The organism is Mesorhizobium sp. M0698 (assembly GCF_040320455.1).
In the GTDB taxonomy this organism is placed as follows: Bacteria; Pseudomonadota; Alphaproteobacteria; order Rhizobiales; family Rhizobiaceae; genus Mesorhizobium.
This window is the reverse complement of the sequence record NZ_JAMYPQ010000004.1, coordinates 439,340-453,426: the sequence shown is the minus strand read 5'-3', so window position 1 is coordinate 453,426 and position 14,087 is coordinate 439,340. Positions and strand designations below refer to the sequence as shown.

At 61.1% G+C, this 14,087-nt stretch carries 18 protein-coding genes; 14 read left to right on the top strand and 4 right to left on the bottom strand.

Features of this window, described 5'->3' with window-relative positions; all coding sequences use genetic code 11:
- Positions 1–17 precede the first annotated feature (17 nt).
- On the bottom strand, positions 18–566 hold the full coding sequence (locus NKI16_RS12530; RefSeq protein ID WP_352691156.1) for a response regulator: 549 nt from the start codon (positions 564–566) through the stop codon (positions 18–20).
- A gap of 49 nt (positions 567–615) precedes the next feature.
- Positions 616–813: a hypothetical protein gene (locus tag NKI16_RS12525; protein ID WP_352457435.1), complete on the bottom strand. Its 198-nt coding sequence runs from the start codon at positions 811–813 to the stop codon at positions 616–618.
- A 251-nt stretch (positions 814–1,064) separates the two neighbouring features.
- Here NKI16_RS12525 and NKI16_RS12520 point away from each other — a divergent pair, with 251 nt between their 5' ends.
- Together NKI16_RS12520 and NKI16_RS12515 are read left to right on the top strand one after the other, a co-directional pair.
- Positions 1,065–2,846 (top strand): chemotaxis protein CheB, encoded by a 1,782-nt coding sequence (locus tag NKI16_RS12520; RefSeq protein WP_352922851.1) that lies wholly within the window; start codon positions 1,065–1,067, stop codon positions 2,844–2,846.
- A 14-nt stretch (positions 2,847–2,860) separates the two neighbouring features.
- Positions 2,861–3,202 carry a response regulator gene (locus NKI16_RS12515; RefSeq protein ID WP_245274673.1) on the top strand — a complete coding sequence of 114 codons (342 nt, stop codon included), beginning with the start codon at positions 2,861–2,863 and terminating at the stop codon, positions 3,200–3,202.
- Positions 3,203–3,269: 67 nt separating this feature from the next.
- On the opposite strand, the gene NKI16_RS12510 is transcribed toward NKI16_RS12515, so the two are convergent.
- Positions 3,270–5,570, bottom strand: a complete 2,301-nt coding sequence (locus NKI16_RS12510; protein WP_352922849.1) for an FdhF/YdeP family oxidoreductase — start codon at positions 5,568–5,570, stop codon at positions 3,270–3,272.
- A 146-nt stretch (positions 5,571–5,716) separates the two neighbouring features.
- Here NKI16_RS12510 and NKI16_RS12505 point away from each other — a divergent pair, with 146 nt between their 5' ends.
- The 5 genes from NKI16_RS12505 (at position 5,717) to NKI16_RS12485 (ending at position 7,244) form a co-directional block, all read left to right on the top strand.
- Positions 5,717–5,935 (top strand): hypothetical protein, encoded by a 219-nt coding sequence (locus tag NKI16_RS12505; protein WP_352472892.1) that lies wholly within the window; start codon positions 5,717–5,719, stop codon positions 5,933–5,935.
- A gap of 34 nt (positions 5,936–5,969) precedes the next feature.
- Positions 5,970–6,407 carry a GFA family protein gene (locus tag NKI16_RS12500; RefSeq protein ID WP_352922846.1) on the top strand — a complete coding sequence of 146 codons (438 nt, stop codon included), beginning with the start codon at positions 5,970–5,972 and terminating at the stop codon, positions 6,405–6,407.
- A gap of 47 nt (positions 6,408–6,454) precedes the next feature.
- A complete protein-coding gene (locus tag NKI16_RS12495) occupies positions 6,455–6,715 on the top strand; it encodes a hypothetical protein (protein WP_352451552.1) in 261 nt (86 codons plus the stop codon).
- Positions 6,716–6,842: 127 nt separating this feature from the next.
- Positions 6,843–7,022 carry a hypothetical protein gene (locus tag NKI16_RS12490; RefSeq protein ID WP_352575477.1) on the top strand — a complete coding sequence of 60 codons (180 nt, stop codon included), beginning with the start codon at positions 6,843–6,845 and terminating at the stop codon, positions 7,020–7,022.
- A gap of 3 nt (positions 7,023–7,025) precedes the next feature.
- Entirely contained in the window at positions 7,026–7,244 is a 219-nt protein-coding gene (locus NKI16_RS12485) for a hypothetical protein (RefSeq protein WP_352575479.1), read from the top strand.
- Positions 7,245–7,287: 43 nt separating this feature from the next.
- Here NKI16_RS12485 and NKI16_RS12480 read toward each other — a convergent pair whose 3' ends face one another.
- Entirely contained in the window at positions 7,288–7,554 is a 267-nt protein-coding gene (locus tag NKI16_RS12480; RefSeq protein ID WP_352575481.1) for a hypothetical protein, read from the bottom strand.
- 447 nt (positions 7,555–8,001) lie between these two features.
- Here NKI16_RS12480 and NKI16_RS12475 point away from each other — a divergent pair, with 447 nt between their 5' ends.
- From NKI16_RS12475 to NKI16_RS12445, 7 genes are all read left to right on the top strand, one after another.
- Positions 8,002–8,718: a GntR family transcriptional regulator gene (locus NKI16_RS12475; RefSeq protein ID WP_352575483.1), complete on the top strand. Its 717-nt coding sequence runs from the start codon at positions 8,002–8,004 to the stop codon at positions 8,716–8,718.
- On the top strand, positions 8,718–9,812 hold the full coding sequence (locus NKI16_RS12470; protein ID WP_352575674.1) for an LLM class flavin-dependent oxidoreductase: 1,095 nt from the start codon (positions 8,718–8,720) through the stop codon (positions 9,810–9,812). The genes NKI16_RS12475 and NKI16_RS12470 overlap by 1 nt, the downstream gene beginning before the upstream one ends.
- On the top strand, positions 9,812–10,357 hold the full coding sequence (locus NKI16_RS12465) for a flavin reductase family protein (RefSeq protein ID WP_352697960.1): 546 nt from the start codon (positions 9,812–9,814) through the stop codon (positions 10,355–10,357). Before NKI16_RS12470 ends, NKI16_RS12465 begins: the two co-directional genes overlap by 1 nt.
- Before the next feature lie 91 nt (positions 10,358–10,448).
- Positions 10,449–11,426: a TRAP transporter substrate-binding protein DctP gene (gene dctP / locus NKI16_RS12460; RefSeq protein WP_352569265.1), complete on the top strand. Its 978-nt coding sequence runs from the start codon at positions 10,449–10,451 to the stop codon at positions 11,424–11,426.
- A 57-nt stretch (positions 11,427–11,483) separates the two neighbouring features.
- Positions 11,484–11,996 carry a TRAP transporter small permease gene (locus NKI16_RS12455; RefSeq protein WP_352451558.1) on the top strand — a complete coding sequence of 171 codons (513 nt, stop codon included), beginning with the start codon at positions 11,484–11,486 and terminating at the stop codon, positions 11,994–11,996.
- A gap of 3 nt (positions 11,997–11,999) precedes the next feature.
- Positions 12,000–13,310, top strand: a complete 1,311-nt coding sequence (locus NKI16_RS12450) for a TRAP transporter large permease (protein WP_352575490.1) — start codon at positions 12,000–12,002, stop codon at positions 13,308–13,310.
- A gap of 26 nt (positions 13,311–13,336) precedes the next feature.
- Positions 13,337–14,050, top strand: a complete 714-nt coding sequence (locus tag NKI16_RS12445) for a hypothetical protein (protein WP_352922842.1) — start codon at positions 13,337–13,339, stop codon at positions 14,048–14,050.
- Positions 14,051–14,087 lie beyond the last annotated feature (37 nt).

Sequence of the window (14,087 nt, the reverse complement as noted above, 5' to 3'; positions counted from 1 at the left end):
GTTGCCGGCGGGCATGGTCAGTGCAACAAGTTTGCTCCGCGTGCCCTGACGATGTTTCGCATGATGCCGTTCAGCCAGTCCTCCGTGGAGGAGCCGGATCGTCTCTTGTCTATCTCGCCGATGGCCTGTTCGAGCGTTCGCTCGACCAGCCGGTCGGAGGCCTCCACGTCTCCCAGCAGCAGGCGTGCAGCGAGCCTGAGCTTGGGCAGCAGTGAAAATACGTCGTCCGAGGGCTCCGACGCTCGACCTCCTTTCGATGCAGGCGTCTCGGCTGGGAAGAGAGCATCGAAAACAGCCTGGCCGTCCGAGGATTTTCTGAGGCTGCTGGCATACCGAAGGCGCTCAGGAATAACGATGTCTTCGTCGCCGCTGAAAAACACGAACGGCACGCCGCGGCGCATCAGTTCGTCCGCGATCGGGAATACCCGTCTTCCGTTGAGATTGACGTCCAGGATTGCGGCTTCCGCCTCATCGGTATGCTTCGACGCCTGTTCGACTGTCGCCACGGGGCCAAGCACGACGGCGCCCATCTTGCTGAAATAACGTGCAAGATCGCCCGCCAGCATCCATTCGTCCTCGACGATCAGGATATGCAAGCCTTGCAGGTCGCGCACCTCATTGTTCCTTCTTTCTGCGGGAGTCACGGCTGTCGGCGCGGACTTGTACAAAATGACGGGACAAAGCCTCTTGCAACCGTTCCGCGCGCGCGAGCAGACGAGGCGGGATTTCTTCGGATAGCGGGACCTTGGCCAGATCCGGCGAACGTAACGAGATTTGTTTTGCCGGCTTTATCTCAGGTGGTCGTTTTGCCATTGGAACCGCCTCGAAAACCGGATGTTAATGCCCACCCGCGGTGCTTTGTTCCGTTCGAGGACTATTTACTGGCCTGAGGCTCGGTCCGGTCCTAAAGCACGTCGCGATTTGCCGGCCTCATGCGACGCGCTTTAGGCTGTTGTTTTTATTCATCTCGTTATCGCAAAACCGCTGCACACTTTTGCGCGACATGCATTAGTCTGAGGTCCGATTTGGCGGTTTCGCAGCCGCGGCTGTTACCGAGGCGTGGCATGGTATTCCAGAACGGAAGATTTCCCATTGTCGGCGTCGGCGCATCGGCCGGCGGCATTCCCGCGATGGAGGGCCTGTTCAAAGGACTGACCGGCGGCACCGGCATGGCGTTCGTCGTCGTCACTAATCTGAGCCCAGAGCGCGAAAGCCTGCTGCATGACGTTATCGCACGTTACACCGGCATGCCGGTCATCGTCGCCGAGGAGGGCATGGCGGTCCAACCCGACCAAGTCTATGTGATGCCGCAAAACGTCGTCCTCACCATCCGTAAGGGCGCGCTTTCGCTGCGCCGGCCGAACACGCTTAACCGCGAGCGCAAACCGATCGACATCTTCTTCCGTGCACTGGCCGAGGACCAAGGGGAGTACGCCATAGGCATCATCCTGTCGGGGGGCGATTCGGACGGCACGCTGGGCGCCCGGGCGATCAAGGAACATGGCGGACTGACGATTGCCCAAGCCTCCAACGGTTCCGGCGCGCGCAACCCGGACATGCCGCAAAGCGCGATTTCGAGCGGCCTGATCGATATCGCAGCGCCCGCCGAGGAGATCGGCGCAAAGCTTCAGGCGTTTGGCCGCGGCTTCAATGTGCTGAACGGGCTGGCCGAGGGGGGTGGCGAGCACAAGGCTGACATGGATCGGGCCGCCGATGAAATCGACCCCACTCTGCGCGGCCATTCCGGTCACGACTTTTCCAGCTATAAGACGAAGACGTTCTCCGCCAATGAAGAGGCGCAGTCGACTAATGAGGAGCTTGAGGCCTCGAAGGAGGAGAAGCAGTCGCTCAACGAAGAGCTCAGCATCATCAACGCGGAGCTGACCAGCAAGATTGAAGAGCTCGACCGCGCCAACAGCGATCTCAGAAACCTGTTCGAAAGCACAGAGATCGCAACCATCTTCCTCGACCGCAACCTTGTGGTGCGGACCTTTACCCCCGCTGCATCGGCCTTCTTCAATCTGCGCCCATCCGATGTCGGACGGCCGCCGACCGACCTTTCAAGCCAGCTCGACTATCCCGAGCTGAGGCCTCACATCGAGGCAGTGCTCGAGACGGGAGAGATCCTGAACCATCACCTTGCGCGCGACGACAAGGGCCGGTTCTACCTGGTTCGCATCAACCCGTACCGGGACAAGAGCGGCAGCATCCAGGGCGTCGTCGTGACCCTGATCGACGTGACGACGCTGGCGCAGGCGGAAGAGCGTCAGCAGGTGCTCATCTCCGAGCTGAACCATCGCGTCAAGAACATGCTGGCGGTCGTGGCCAGCATCACCAACCGGACCCGTGAAAACTCGGCATCGAAAGAGGAGTTCGCCGAAGCCTTGATCGGGCGCCTGCATGCCATGTCACGAGCCTATAGTCTGCTCTCGCGCGAGAGCTGGACGGAAGCCTCCGTCGAGGAACTGCTGCGTCAGGAACTCGATCCCTTCGGCCCCGAACGGTTTGAGCTCGATGGCAAGAGGGTAAATCTCAAGCCGGCACAAGGGCTTTCCTTCGGCATGGCCATCCACGAACTGGCGACGAATGCCGCCAAGTATGGCGCACTGTCGAGGCCTGCCGGGCGGATAGTTGTCAAATGGTCGGTGGCCGACGGAACCTTCAAGCTCGTCTGGCGCGAGAAGGGCGGCCCCCGCATCAAGGAGCCAACCGACAGCGGCTTCGGCCTTACCCTTCTGCGCGGAGAAATCGGCTATAGGCTGGGCGGAAAAGTTGAAACAAGTTTCCGCTCAAATGGTTTGGAGGCGGAAATCGCATTTCCTCTGACCCGCGAGGGCTCGTCGTGACCGGAAAGGTGCGTGTGCTGATCGTCGAGGATGAATGGCTGATCGCCGACGATGCGGCGGCTTACCTGCGCAAAGCCGGCCATCAGGTGGTTGGACCTGTTTCGTCGGTGACGGCGGCACTCCGGCTCGTTGGCGAAGGCGGCGTCGACGCGGCGTTACTGGATATCCAGTTGAACGACGAAACCAGCTATCCGATTGCGGAAGCGTTGCGGACGCGTGGTGTTCCGTTCGCCTTCCTCTCAGGCTTTGGTGAACGCGAAATTCCGGCCGGGTTCCGCGCTTGCAGGATCGTGCAGAAGCCGGCGAGCCAGAGTGCGATCCTGAATGCCGTGGATGAACTCGCGCGAGCCGGCTGAGGTCGCGATTTGAAAGTCGCGCCAGGTCACATCGGCGTGGTGCGTGCCTGCCGCGAACGACGAACGCCTATGGCAATATCCGCACCGGTACCGATTTGACCGCCGGAACATGAGCCTTCTCGGCTCTGTGCCACAAAGGAACCAGCGGGTTGAGCTCGGGGTAGTAACCGGCGCAATTTCCCTCCGGCACCGAGTAAGGTGTAACGCGCAGCCCGTGCACGCGGCGCTCCACACCGTCCTGCGCATTGGCTTCGAGATCGACTTCCTGTCCGGCGCTCAAACCGAGGCGCTGGATATCCTTCTCGTTCATCAACAGCACCATGCGTGTGCCGCTGATGCCGCGCAGCCGGTCGTTGTAGCCGTAGACGGTCGTGTTGAACTGGTCGTTGGAGCGCACCGTGATCAGTGTCAGCACATCACGGCCGGCGACATCGATGTCGGGATCGGTTTCAAGGCCACTTGGCAGCTTGAAGTTGGCCTTCTTGTTCGGCGTCCCCCACACCCGCTTGCTCGCCTTGATGTCGCGATGGAAGCCGCCGGGCGTCAGGAAACGCTCGTTGAAGTCGCGGAAATGTTGGGGGTAGCAGCGCTCGATTTCGTCGCGGATGCGGGAATAATCCCCAACCCACTCGTCCCATGGGATCGAACTTCTGCCCGGCACTGTCGCCTTGGCAAGCTCGGCAACGATCCTGGGCTCGGAAAGCAGATGCGGCGAAGCCGGAGGTCGCGATCCGAACGAGCCGTGGATACAGGCGGTGGAATCCTCTACCGACACCCTTTGGTCGCCGCTTGCCTGATGATCTCTTTCCAGCCGTGACAGGCAAGGCAGCAAATAGGTTGTCCGCCCGGCGATCAGGTGGCTGCGGTTGAGTTTGGTCGCGATCTCGACATGCAGGTCGAGCCCACGCCAGGCCTTTTCGACCAGGCCGGTTTCCGGAACGGCCCGCACGAAATTGCCGCCCAGTCCGACGAAGCCCTTGACCGATCCGTCGATGACGCCTTCGCAGGTTTCGACCGTATCGCGACCTTTCTCGCGCGGCGGTTCAAAGGCATAGAATTCGGCGAACTTGTCGAGCGGCACGAGCTCGGGTTTTTCCGATATGCCGACGGTGCGCTGCCCCTGGACGTTGGAATGGCCGCGCAGCGGCGAAATGCCGGCGCCGGGTTTTCCGATATTGCCGCGCATCATCAAAAGGTTGCACAGCATCTGGACGTTCTCGGTGCCGTGCCGATGCTGGGTCAGGCCCATGCCGTAATTGCCGATCACCGCGTTGGCATGGCTGTAGACCTCGGCGACATGCTCCAGGTCGGTCTGCGCAATGCCGGATCGTGCGACGATATCGCTCCACTGGGTGTTGCGCAGGAAGGCTTCGAACTCGGCGAAGCCATGCGTGTGCTCGGCGATGAATGCCGTGTCGAGGACACGCGTCCTGCCGCTTTCGCGGGCGGCATCGTCGAGCGCCAGCAACGCTTTGCCGATGCCCGTTATCGCGGCAATGTCGCCGCCGGAACGAACCTGGAAGAAGTCGCTGGACATTTTGGTGCCAGGCCCGGGCGACAGCATGTCGACAGGGTTTTGCGGGTTCTTGAAGCGTTTCAGTCCCCGCTCGGGCAAGGGATTGAAGGTGAAGACGGGCACGTTGCGTTGACGTGCCTCTTGCAGCGGATGCAGCAGGCGCGGCGCCGTCACCCCGGTGTTGTGCCCGAAGAAGAACATCATGTCGCATTTCGCAAAGTCTTCGAGCTGCACGGTCCCGACCGGCGAGCCGATCGATTCCGGCAAGCCGACCGACGTCGATTCATGACACATGTTAGATGAATCGGGCAGGTTCGAAGACCCATAGATCCGCGCAAAAAGCTGGTACATGAACGAGGCCTCGAGCGAGGCGCGGCCGGATGTGTAGAACACCACCGATTTGGGTTCGAGCCGCCGCAGTTCGGCAGCTATGTCGCGGAATGCATCGTCCCAGGAAACCGGCTCGTAACGGTCGGTGGCGGCATTGTAGCGCATGGGCGCGGTAAGCCTGCCCTGCTTCTCCAGATCGTGGTCCGGCCAATCGAGCAATTCCGTCACCGAGTGCTCGGCGAAGAATGCGGGTTCGCAGCGCAGCTTGGTCTGATCCCACATCGTCGCCTTGGCGCCGTTTTCACAGAATTCGAAAGGCCTCGGCTGGGCTGGCTTTGCCCATGAGCAAGACACGCACATATAGCCGTCGGCCTTGTTCTGCTTGAGCAGCGTGCTCCATATCCCGGACAACAGCAGGCCTTCGCCTCGCGCCTTGCGGACCAGGGATTTGAGCGATCCCCAGCCGCCTGTCGGGTGGTCGTATTTCTTGGTTTCGATGCGATCGGTTACGGCGGGTCTCATGCAAGCCACTCCCTGTAGAAGAGCACTCATTCGAACCCGCGGTGAGGCTGAATGTTCCGGGCTGGGTCCGTACCGTCACGCCGGTCCGTCTCGCCGGAACCATTTCCGCCATCGTTTGTTCGGCTCGAAGAAAGGAGCCGCGCGAAATGGAGCGACGTAACGCGTTAATTGCGATGGTGATTTCGGCCATCATCATCGTCGGCTTTCTGATTGGCTTTTTGTACGGCGATATGGGCTGGCGAACTTCGCCGCTCAAAAGAGCCCCTGAACAGAACCAGGGTGGCAATGCTCCGGCCGATACCTCGCCTGCCGCCGGCATCAAGAAGAACCCAAAGGAAAATACCGAAATGCCAGGCCAGCAATGACGTAGGGCCAGCAATGAAATCCAGCAGCAAGGCAATGCCACGAACTGAAACGGGTTCCTGTTTTTGCGGCGCCATAACGGCGGAGATGCGCGGCGAGCCTTTCTGGATTTGCTCCGATCACGATGACGACTGCCGCAAGGCGATAGGAAGCCCTCTGACGGTGTGGGTCGGTTATCGGCCTTCCGAATTCACATTGCTCACCGGCACGCCCAAGACCTTTTCGAAAACCCCCGGCGTGCTCCGGTCCTTCTGTGCGGATTGCGGAACATCGATCGGCTATGTCGACCAGGGCCTGCCCGACGAACTCTATCTGGCGATCGGCTTCCTCGATCATCCCGAACGGTTTCCGCCGCGGGCCCACGCATATTGGGACATGAGGCTTCCCTGGGTCGACTTTCCAGACGAGCTGCCGCGGGTGGGGACGTATTCGAGGCGGCGAGATCCCGCCTTCGGAAATCCGGCGGAACGCTAGCTTTCGATCCCATCGCTGGTTGGGAAACGTGCCTTTCGCGACTTGGTATGAAAACGACAATTGGCGCACGGCTGAAAACGCGCGATCATGTGCCAATGGGCCGCCGTTTGGATGACAAGCTCGATTGCAAGGCGTGCGGGACGATCCTGATGGAGATTCCCGACAATCCGAAGGATTCGACGCCGATCCATTGCAGCAATTGCGGCGCCTATCTCGGCGAATGGGGCGATCTGCAGGAGGATTTCTTCAGGCAGGCGTTCGGTGCCCAGGCCTTCGATCTGAACAACGGAAACATCATCAAGAAATAATCCTGGATCCCGCCGGCCCCAAGCCACGGCCTGTGGACCCGGATCGTTGCGGCAATCACCGTTAGTGTCGGACCCTTGGGAACCTTTCTCCCGAGCCGCTTGTTTGGGTGGCGGAAGGAGAAACGCCATGAGCACAAAACCTCCGCCTGTGCCGCCGAAGAATCTGAGCCCAAAGGGCGCCGGTGACAAAAAATCGGTAGCAGCCGACCAGGGACCGCAATCAGCCGTTCCGGATCCCGACAAGCAGGGCCAGCAAGGCAATACGAAGGTCAACACCACCCATCAAGGCAACGTTCAGGATCGCTAGGTCATGTCCACGTCGAAGAAGACTCCTGCCAGTATCCGCCAGGGCGGTCCCGGCGCCGCGCACGAAAACGCCAAGAAGCCGCTGAGCATCGAAAAGCCGCCGGCCGACTCCGACCGTCGCAGCCACAGCAAGGTCTCCGGCGGCGGCGGCGAACGCGACAGCCACCATACCCACGACCCCGAAAAGAAAGGCGACACTCGGCCCGCGCATCAGGACAAGTGACGTCGGGCGGCGACGCGACGATCGGTGAGGTTCGAGCGAAGTGTTAGCGGGGACGGCGCGCCAAGGCAAACGGCACGACATTGTCGACATTTGCCACCGGCAAATCGAACAGCATCGGAAGCCCGCGCGTCGCGGCCATTTCCACGATCAGCTCCTCGATGGAGTGATCGGTCAGACGGGTCTCGACGCCCAGCCGGATCATCGCCGCCAGCTTGTGCACCGGCACCGGCACGGACTTCGCTCGGTCGTCGAGCAGCTTGCTGATTTCGATCACGACGTCGGCGTCGATATTCCTGGGCAAGTCTCGCATAAGCGCCTCCCCGCCAAACGAAACGAAAAGCCCGCCGCACCTTTTGATGCGGCGGGCGATCCAGTAATGCGTACCGGCGAGGGGATCGGGGTGGGCGTGCCGGCGCGCGCAGATCGCAAGTAATTTTAGTTAAATCCGTCAACTTCGATGTGTCACGGAAAAACGTCTGTACGTTTTTTACCGAACCGCGCGGATCGTTAGCTGTCCCCGCCGTCGCGCGGCGCGGCAGCACGGATGGCGCGATCCATTGCCCTCCGGACAGCGAACTCAAACAGTATACATTATAAACTTAAAACATCTTGCCAGGTGATCCAGCCTATGCTCCACTTGAGCCGGGAACATGGCTGATAGGTCGATTTCTGCCGACACGTGGCTGCATTTCAAACGGCACGACTGCGAGAACACAGCCTCAAACGATATACGAAATCTTCGCATGGGAAGGCGTGGATGACGGAAACGATAGAGCTCAAACGGGTTGGCGATGGCAATCTGCGTGCCCAGGTCTATCAACAAATCCGGTTGACGATACAGCATGGCGAATTGGCGCCTGGCCAGAAGCTCGTCGACGTCGATATTGCCGCCCAGCTCGGTATTTCCAGAATGCCTGTTCGCGACGCCTTGATGCAGTTGGTGCATGAGGGCTATCTCGTCGGCACCACACGCGGCTTCACCCTGCCCACGCTTACCGCGACGGATGTCGCCGACATCTTCGAGGTCCGCCGCCTGCTTGAGCCACGGGCCGCCGCGCACGCGGCACGGACACTTGACGCCGCTGGCCTCAAGACCCTGGCAGCCGCGCTTCGGGAGGCCGAGGCTGCGGCCGCCGCCGGCGATGCCGACCGCTTTTTCCAGGCCAATTCGGCATTCAGAAATTGTTGGCTCGGCGCCGTCGAGAACGAGCGCCTTTCCCAAACGATTGCAAGGTTCGCCGACCATGTGCTCGTCGTCCGCTTAAGGACGCTGTCGCACCAGCCGACGCAGGCCGTTATCGTTGCCGGCATGCGCGCAATCTATGAGGCATTCGTCAAGCGCGACGCCGTCGCCGCTTACGACCGCATGACCCACTTCATTCAGAACGCCGAGGAGCGTTTCATGAAGCTTAGCCCACCGTTTCAAAACGCCAACGGTGAAGGTGAGGGCATGTCGCGGCGGGGGAAATCATGATCAGGAAGCAGCACCCTCTGAAAGGGCCGAACAGGTTCAAGCTCGGCGTCTTTTCAATGAACGCCGATGGCGGCCTGGCAATGACCACCGTCCCCGAGCGCTGGCGCGCCCGCTGGGAAGACAACCTCAACTCCGCCTGTATCGCCGATCGCGCCGGCCTCGAGTTTCTGCTGCCGATCGCCCGCTGGCGCGGCTTCGGCGGTCTGACGCATGTACGGGAATGGTCGTTCGAGACTTTCACCTGGGCGGCGGGCCTGGCTGTCGCCACCGAGAACATCGGCCTGTTCATGACGGTGCATGTGCCGCTGGTTCATCCGCTGCAGGCTGCAAAAGCGCTGGCGACGGTCGACCACATCTCCAATGGGCGGGCCGGCTTGAACATTGTCTGCGGCTGGAACCCCGACGAGTTCGCCATGTTCGGGCAGACGGTCGGCGATCGAACCTACGATCAAGCCGAGGAATGGATCAACATCATCATGCGTGCCTATCAATCGAGGGAGCCGTTCGATTTCGGCGGCGAGTTCTATGATCTGAAGGGGGTCGTCAGCCGCCCACCAAGTCTGCAGGCGCCACGACCGGTGACCATGAACGCCGCCTTCGGCGCGCCAGGGCGCAACTATGCAGCGCGCCACTGCGACTATTTGTTTTCGACTTTTTCCGAAATCGCCGACGGCCGTGCGCATGTGGTCGACATCACCAACCGAGCGGCCGAAGTCGGGCGCGAAGTCGGCGTCTATACGGTCTGTCACGTCGTCTGCCGGGAGACCCAGCAGGAAGCCGAGGACTACTACCGGCATTACGCGCTGGAATGCGCGGACGAGGGTGCGGTCGACGAGCACATGCGCAAGAAGAAGGAATTCGCGAACTCGCACGACGCGAAGGCTTTCACCGAATATCGGCAAAGGTTCGCCGGTGGTGCCGGAACGTTCCCGCTCATCGGCACGCCGGAAAAGATCGTCGACGATCTCACTGAGATCATGGACCAGGGCTATTCCGGCGCCGCCCTCACATTCGTCAACTACACCTACGAATTGCCCTTCTTCTGCGACCGCGTGCTGCCGCTGATGCGCCAGGCCGGGCTTCGAGTAAATTGATGCCGGCGGCCGCCATTCCGACGCCGTGGGTGGATGGGCACGACGCCATCAATCCGCGCGCCTTCAAGCAGGCGATGCGGGCCGTGGCGGGCTCCGTCGCCATCCTCGCGTCGGAGCATGACGAGATCGGCTTTTGCGGCATCACGGCGACGGCCCTCTGTTCGTTCAGCGCCGAGCCGCCGTCGCTGCTGGCCTGCGTCAACCGCGGCAGCACCTTTGCCTCGGCCATCCGCGAAGGATTGCCGTTTTCGGTCAATCTTCCCGCCGGCGACCAGGAGAACGCTGTCCGTGCCTTTGGCGGCATGACCAAAGCCAAGGGCGCCGCGCGGTTCTCGTCCGGATCATGGGTGCGTGGCGAAACCGGCGCGCCCTTGCTTGTCGGGGCACGGGCAATATTCGAATGCCGGGTGGCCGAAATCATCGTGCGGGCATCGCACATGATCGTCATCGGCATCGTCTCGGGCGTTGCGCTGGACCGCGCTCATCGATCGCCGGTCTTCTACGCGCATGGGCGGTTCCTGACAGTAGGAGATGATGCCAACTAACCGCCGTTCACGTGGCGGCGCGGCGATTGCAATTTCAGATCGGCCCGATCATGGGCCGGATCATGGGCGAACTATCAGAGGGAGTACGGCAATGCGCATTTGGAAATCCCTTGTTCTGGCTGCACTCATGTCGGGTGTAGCGGGTATCGCCACGGCCGAAGAGGTCGTCCTCAACGCCGTGCATTTTACGCCGACGCAGAACGGCTACGCCCAGAGCTTCCTGAAGTTCGTTCAGAAGGTGAACGAAAAGGGCAAGGGCGTGGTCCAGATCAACGTGCGTGGCGGGCCGGAGGTCATTCCGCCGATCCAGCAGGGCGCGGCGCTCAGGAGCGGCCTGATCGACGTGATCGACACACCGGCAGGGCAGTTCCTCGAACTCGTGCCCGAAGGCGAGGTTTTCTCCGCATCGACGAAGACGCCGTGGGAGGTCCGCGACAATGGCGGCTGGGATTTCATCAGCGGGATTTTCGAGAAGAAGGCCAATGCCCATCTGCTGGCGCATGTCGACGCGGGCTCGGGCTTCAACGTCTTCACCGTCGACGAACCTAAGCTCAACGATGAAGGCAGCATCGAGTGGAGCAGTTTGAAGATCCGCTCGTCGCCGCTCTACCGCGATTTCCTTGAATCCTTGGGCGCAACGGTGATCGTGCAAGCGCCGGGAGACGTCTACACTTCGCTCGAGCGCGGCGTCGTCAATGCCAACGCCTATACCGTATTTGGCTATGCGTCCTTCGGCTGGGACAAATTCACAAAATACCGTGTCGACCCGCAGTTCTTCAAAACCGACGTGCTGATCTCGATCAACAAGGCGAAATGGGACACGCTGTCACCCGAGGCGCAGAAGCTGCTTGCCGACGCGGCCGTCGAATACGAGCGCGTGAGCTATGACGCCAATCTCGCCGAGTCCGAAAAGCAGGCACAGGCAATGATCGGCGGCGGGCAGAAGGTGATCAGCTTGACCGGCGCCGGCCGCGACAAATTCCTGGCGGCTGCCACGCAGGCAAGCTGGGCGAGAATGACCAAACGCGATCCCACCAACATCGATCAGTTGAAGAAATTCTTCCAGTAGCCCGAGCGGAGGGCGCTGGTGCGCCCTTCATCAAGGTGGACATGAGGGTCGTCGGAAATGGACGGATTGTTTGCAGCGATCGGGAAGCTGAGCCTTGCGTTGGCGGCGGCGGCAAAAGTGGTGCTTGGCCTGATCATCGTCGCGGTGGTTGCTGATGTGTGCGTCCGCAATCTCGGCCTGAGGCCGCTTGCCTGGGCGGTGTCCGCGACGGAATACGGCCTGCTCTACGCGGCATTCCTGCCGATGCCCTGGCTGGTCCACAGCAAGGGCCATGTCTTCGTCGAGTTCCTGCGCCAGGCGCTGCCGGTGCGGGCACGGGCGGTGCTTGAAAAGCTGGTCTATCTCGCCTGCATTGCCGTCAGCCTCTACCTCGGCAGCGTCGCTCTGTCTTCGCTGACAAGTGCCGTTGCGGGCGGCGAATACGAAACGCGCAGTTTCGATATGCCGAAATGGCTGGTCTTTCTGCCCATCATGCTCGCCTTCTATCTCTCGGCGCTGGAATGGCTCAGATATCTGCTCGGCCGTGACACGCTGTACACGCTCGATCCGCTGGAAATGGAAGGGCTCTGAGTAGTGGCCTGGCTGTTTCCATTCGCTGTGCTCGTTGGCACCATCCTTGTCTTGATGGGCCTTGGGCTGCCGGTCGCCTTCGCATTCTTCGTCACCAATGTGATCGGGCTGTACCTGTTCTTCGGCGGTTCGATCGGCGTGACGCAGATGGTCGCCAACTTCTCCGACGCTGTCTCGACCTATGCGCTTGCTCCGCTGCCGATGTTTCTCGTCATGGGCAGCCTGTTCTTCCGCTCCGGCCTCGGCGAGAAGGTCATCTACGCGCTCGACCTGTGCATCGGCAATCTGCGGGGACGCCTTGCCTATGTCGTCCTCGCCGCCGGCACGATCTTTTCCGCGCTGTCAGGTTCCAGCCTTGCCAATACCGGCATGATGGGCTCGCTGATGGTGCCCGAGATGCTGAAGCGGGGTTATAAGCCGCACATGGCCTACGGGCCGGTGCTTGGCGCCGGAAGCCTTGCCGTCATCATCCCGCCATCCTCGCTGGCCGTCTTGCTCGGCTCGCTTGCCCAGATCGACGTCGGCGCGCTGCTCATAGCGGGGGCTCTGCCCGGACTGCTGCTCGTTGTCATGTACGCGGCGCTGATCTTCGCGCAGACGAAGATCGATCCGGACGCCGCTCCGCACTATCCGGTGCCCGCCGTTCGTGCGGCCGAGAAGGTGAGGGCGGTTGCCGTCAACATCATTCCGATGAGCGTCATCGTGTTCATGGTGGTCGGCACGATCATCCTTGGGATAGCGACGCCGACGGAATCGGCCGGACTCGGCTGTGCCGCCGTCTTCGCCTTGTTGTTTGTCTACCGACGGTTCAGCTGGTCGGTTGTCTGGAAGTCGCTGGACGATGCGATGAAGGTCACCGGCATGACCTTCCTGATCATCTCGGCTTCGACGACGTTCTCGCAGATATTCGCCTTCTCCGGCGCCTCCAACGGCTTTATCCAGTTCATCGTGGGCTACGATCTTGGACCGTATCCCATGCTGCTCATGATGGTGCTCGTCATCCTGCTGCTCGGCATGTTCATGGATCAGGTCTCGATGATGCTGATCACGCTGCCGATCTTCCTGCCGATCGCCCAGCAATTCGGCTACGAGCCGGTATGGTTCGGGCTGATCCTGCTGCTCGCCTACGAGGTCGGCTTCACCACGCCGCCGTTTGGTCTGCTGCTGTTCATCATGATCGGCGTTGCGCCGAAAGGCACATCGCTCAAGACGGTTGCCATGGCTGCGGCGCCTTACATCGCGCTGACGCTTCTGCTGATCCTGCTGATTGTCCTCTTTCCGCAGATCGCTCTCTTTCTTCCGAATTTGATCTAGTCGAACTCGATCCAGCAGGTGTCCACATGCGCTTTGCCTATCTTGCTTTCTTCCACGATGACCGCGAGGCAAATTTGGCCATCGCCGGCGAAGATGTTGACGCCGTGCGGCGTGTGATTGCATCGACGCCGGGCCTTGCGCTTGCAAACATCTATCTACCGGAAGTGGCGACGGACATGTTCAACAACGATGGTCCACCGCCGGTCTTTGGCTTCCAGCTCTATTTCGACGAACTGGCGGACATGGAGGCGGCGCTGGCGCCGTCCGGCCATCTGCAGGCGCTTGCCGCACCGGGTATGCTGTCGAGCATCGCCGGTTCGAGACCGACGCAACAGGCAATGTGCGTGCGTCCGTTTCCCGTCGACAACGCTGGCGTCAAGACGTCCGGGCTCCCCTGCAGCTATCTTGTCCACTATCCCGGGCCGGCCGAAGACATGAATGCCTGGCTCTACCACTATGTGACGCATCATCCGCAATTGATGCGGGGCTTCCCCGGCATTCGCCAGATCGAGGTTCTGTCGCGACTGGATTGGTGCGGTTCGCTTCCCTGGCCGCGGATCGACCATATGCAGCGCAACCGGGTCATGTTCGACAGTCCCGCGGCATTGACGCACGCGCTGCAATCGCCGGCGCGGCTGGAGATGCGCGCCGACTACAAGACCTTCCCGCCGTTTTCAGGCGGCAGCCGGCATTTCCCGATGTCGACGGAAGCCGTGCATCCTTTGGCGCGGGCCACATAGCGCACACAGGTTTTGCCGACGCCGAAAATTTCTGGAG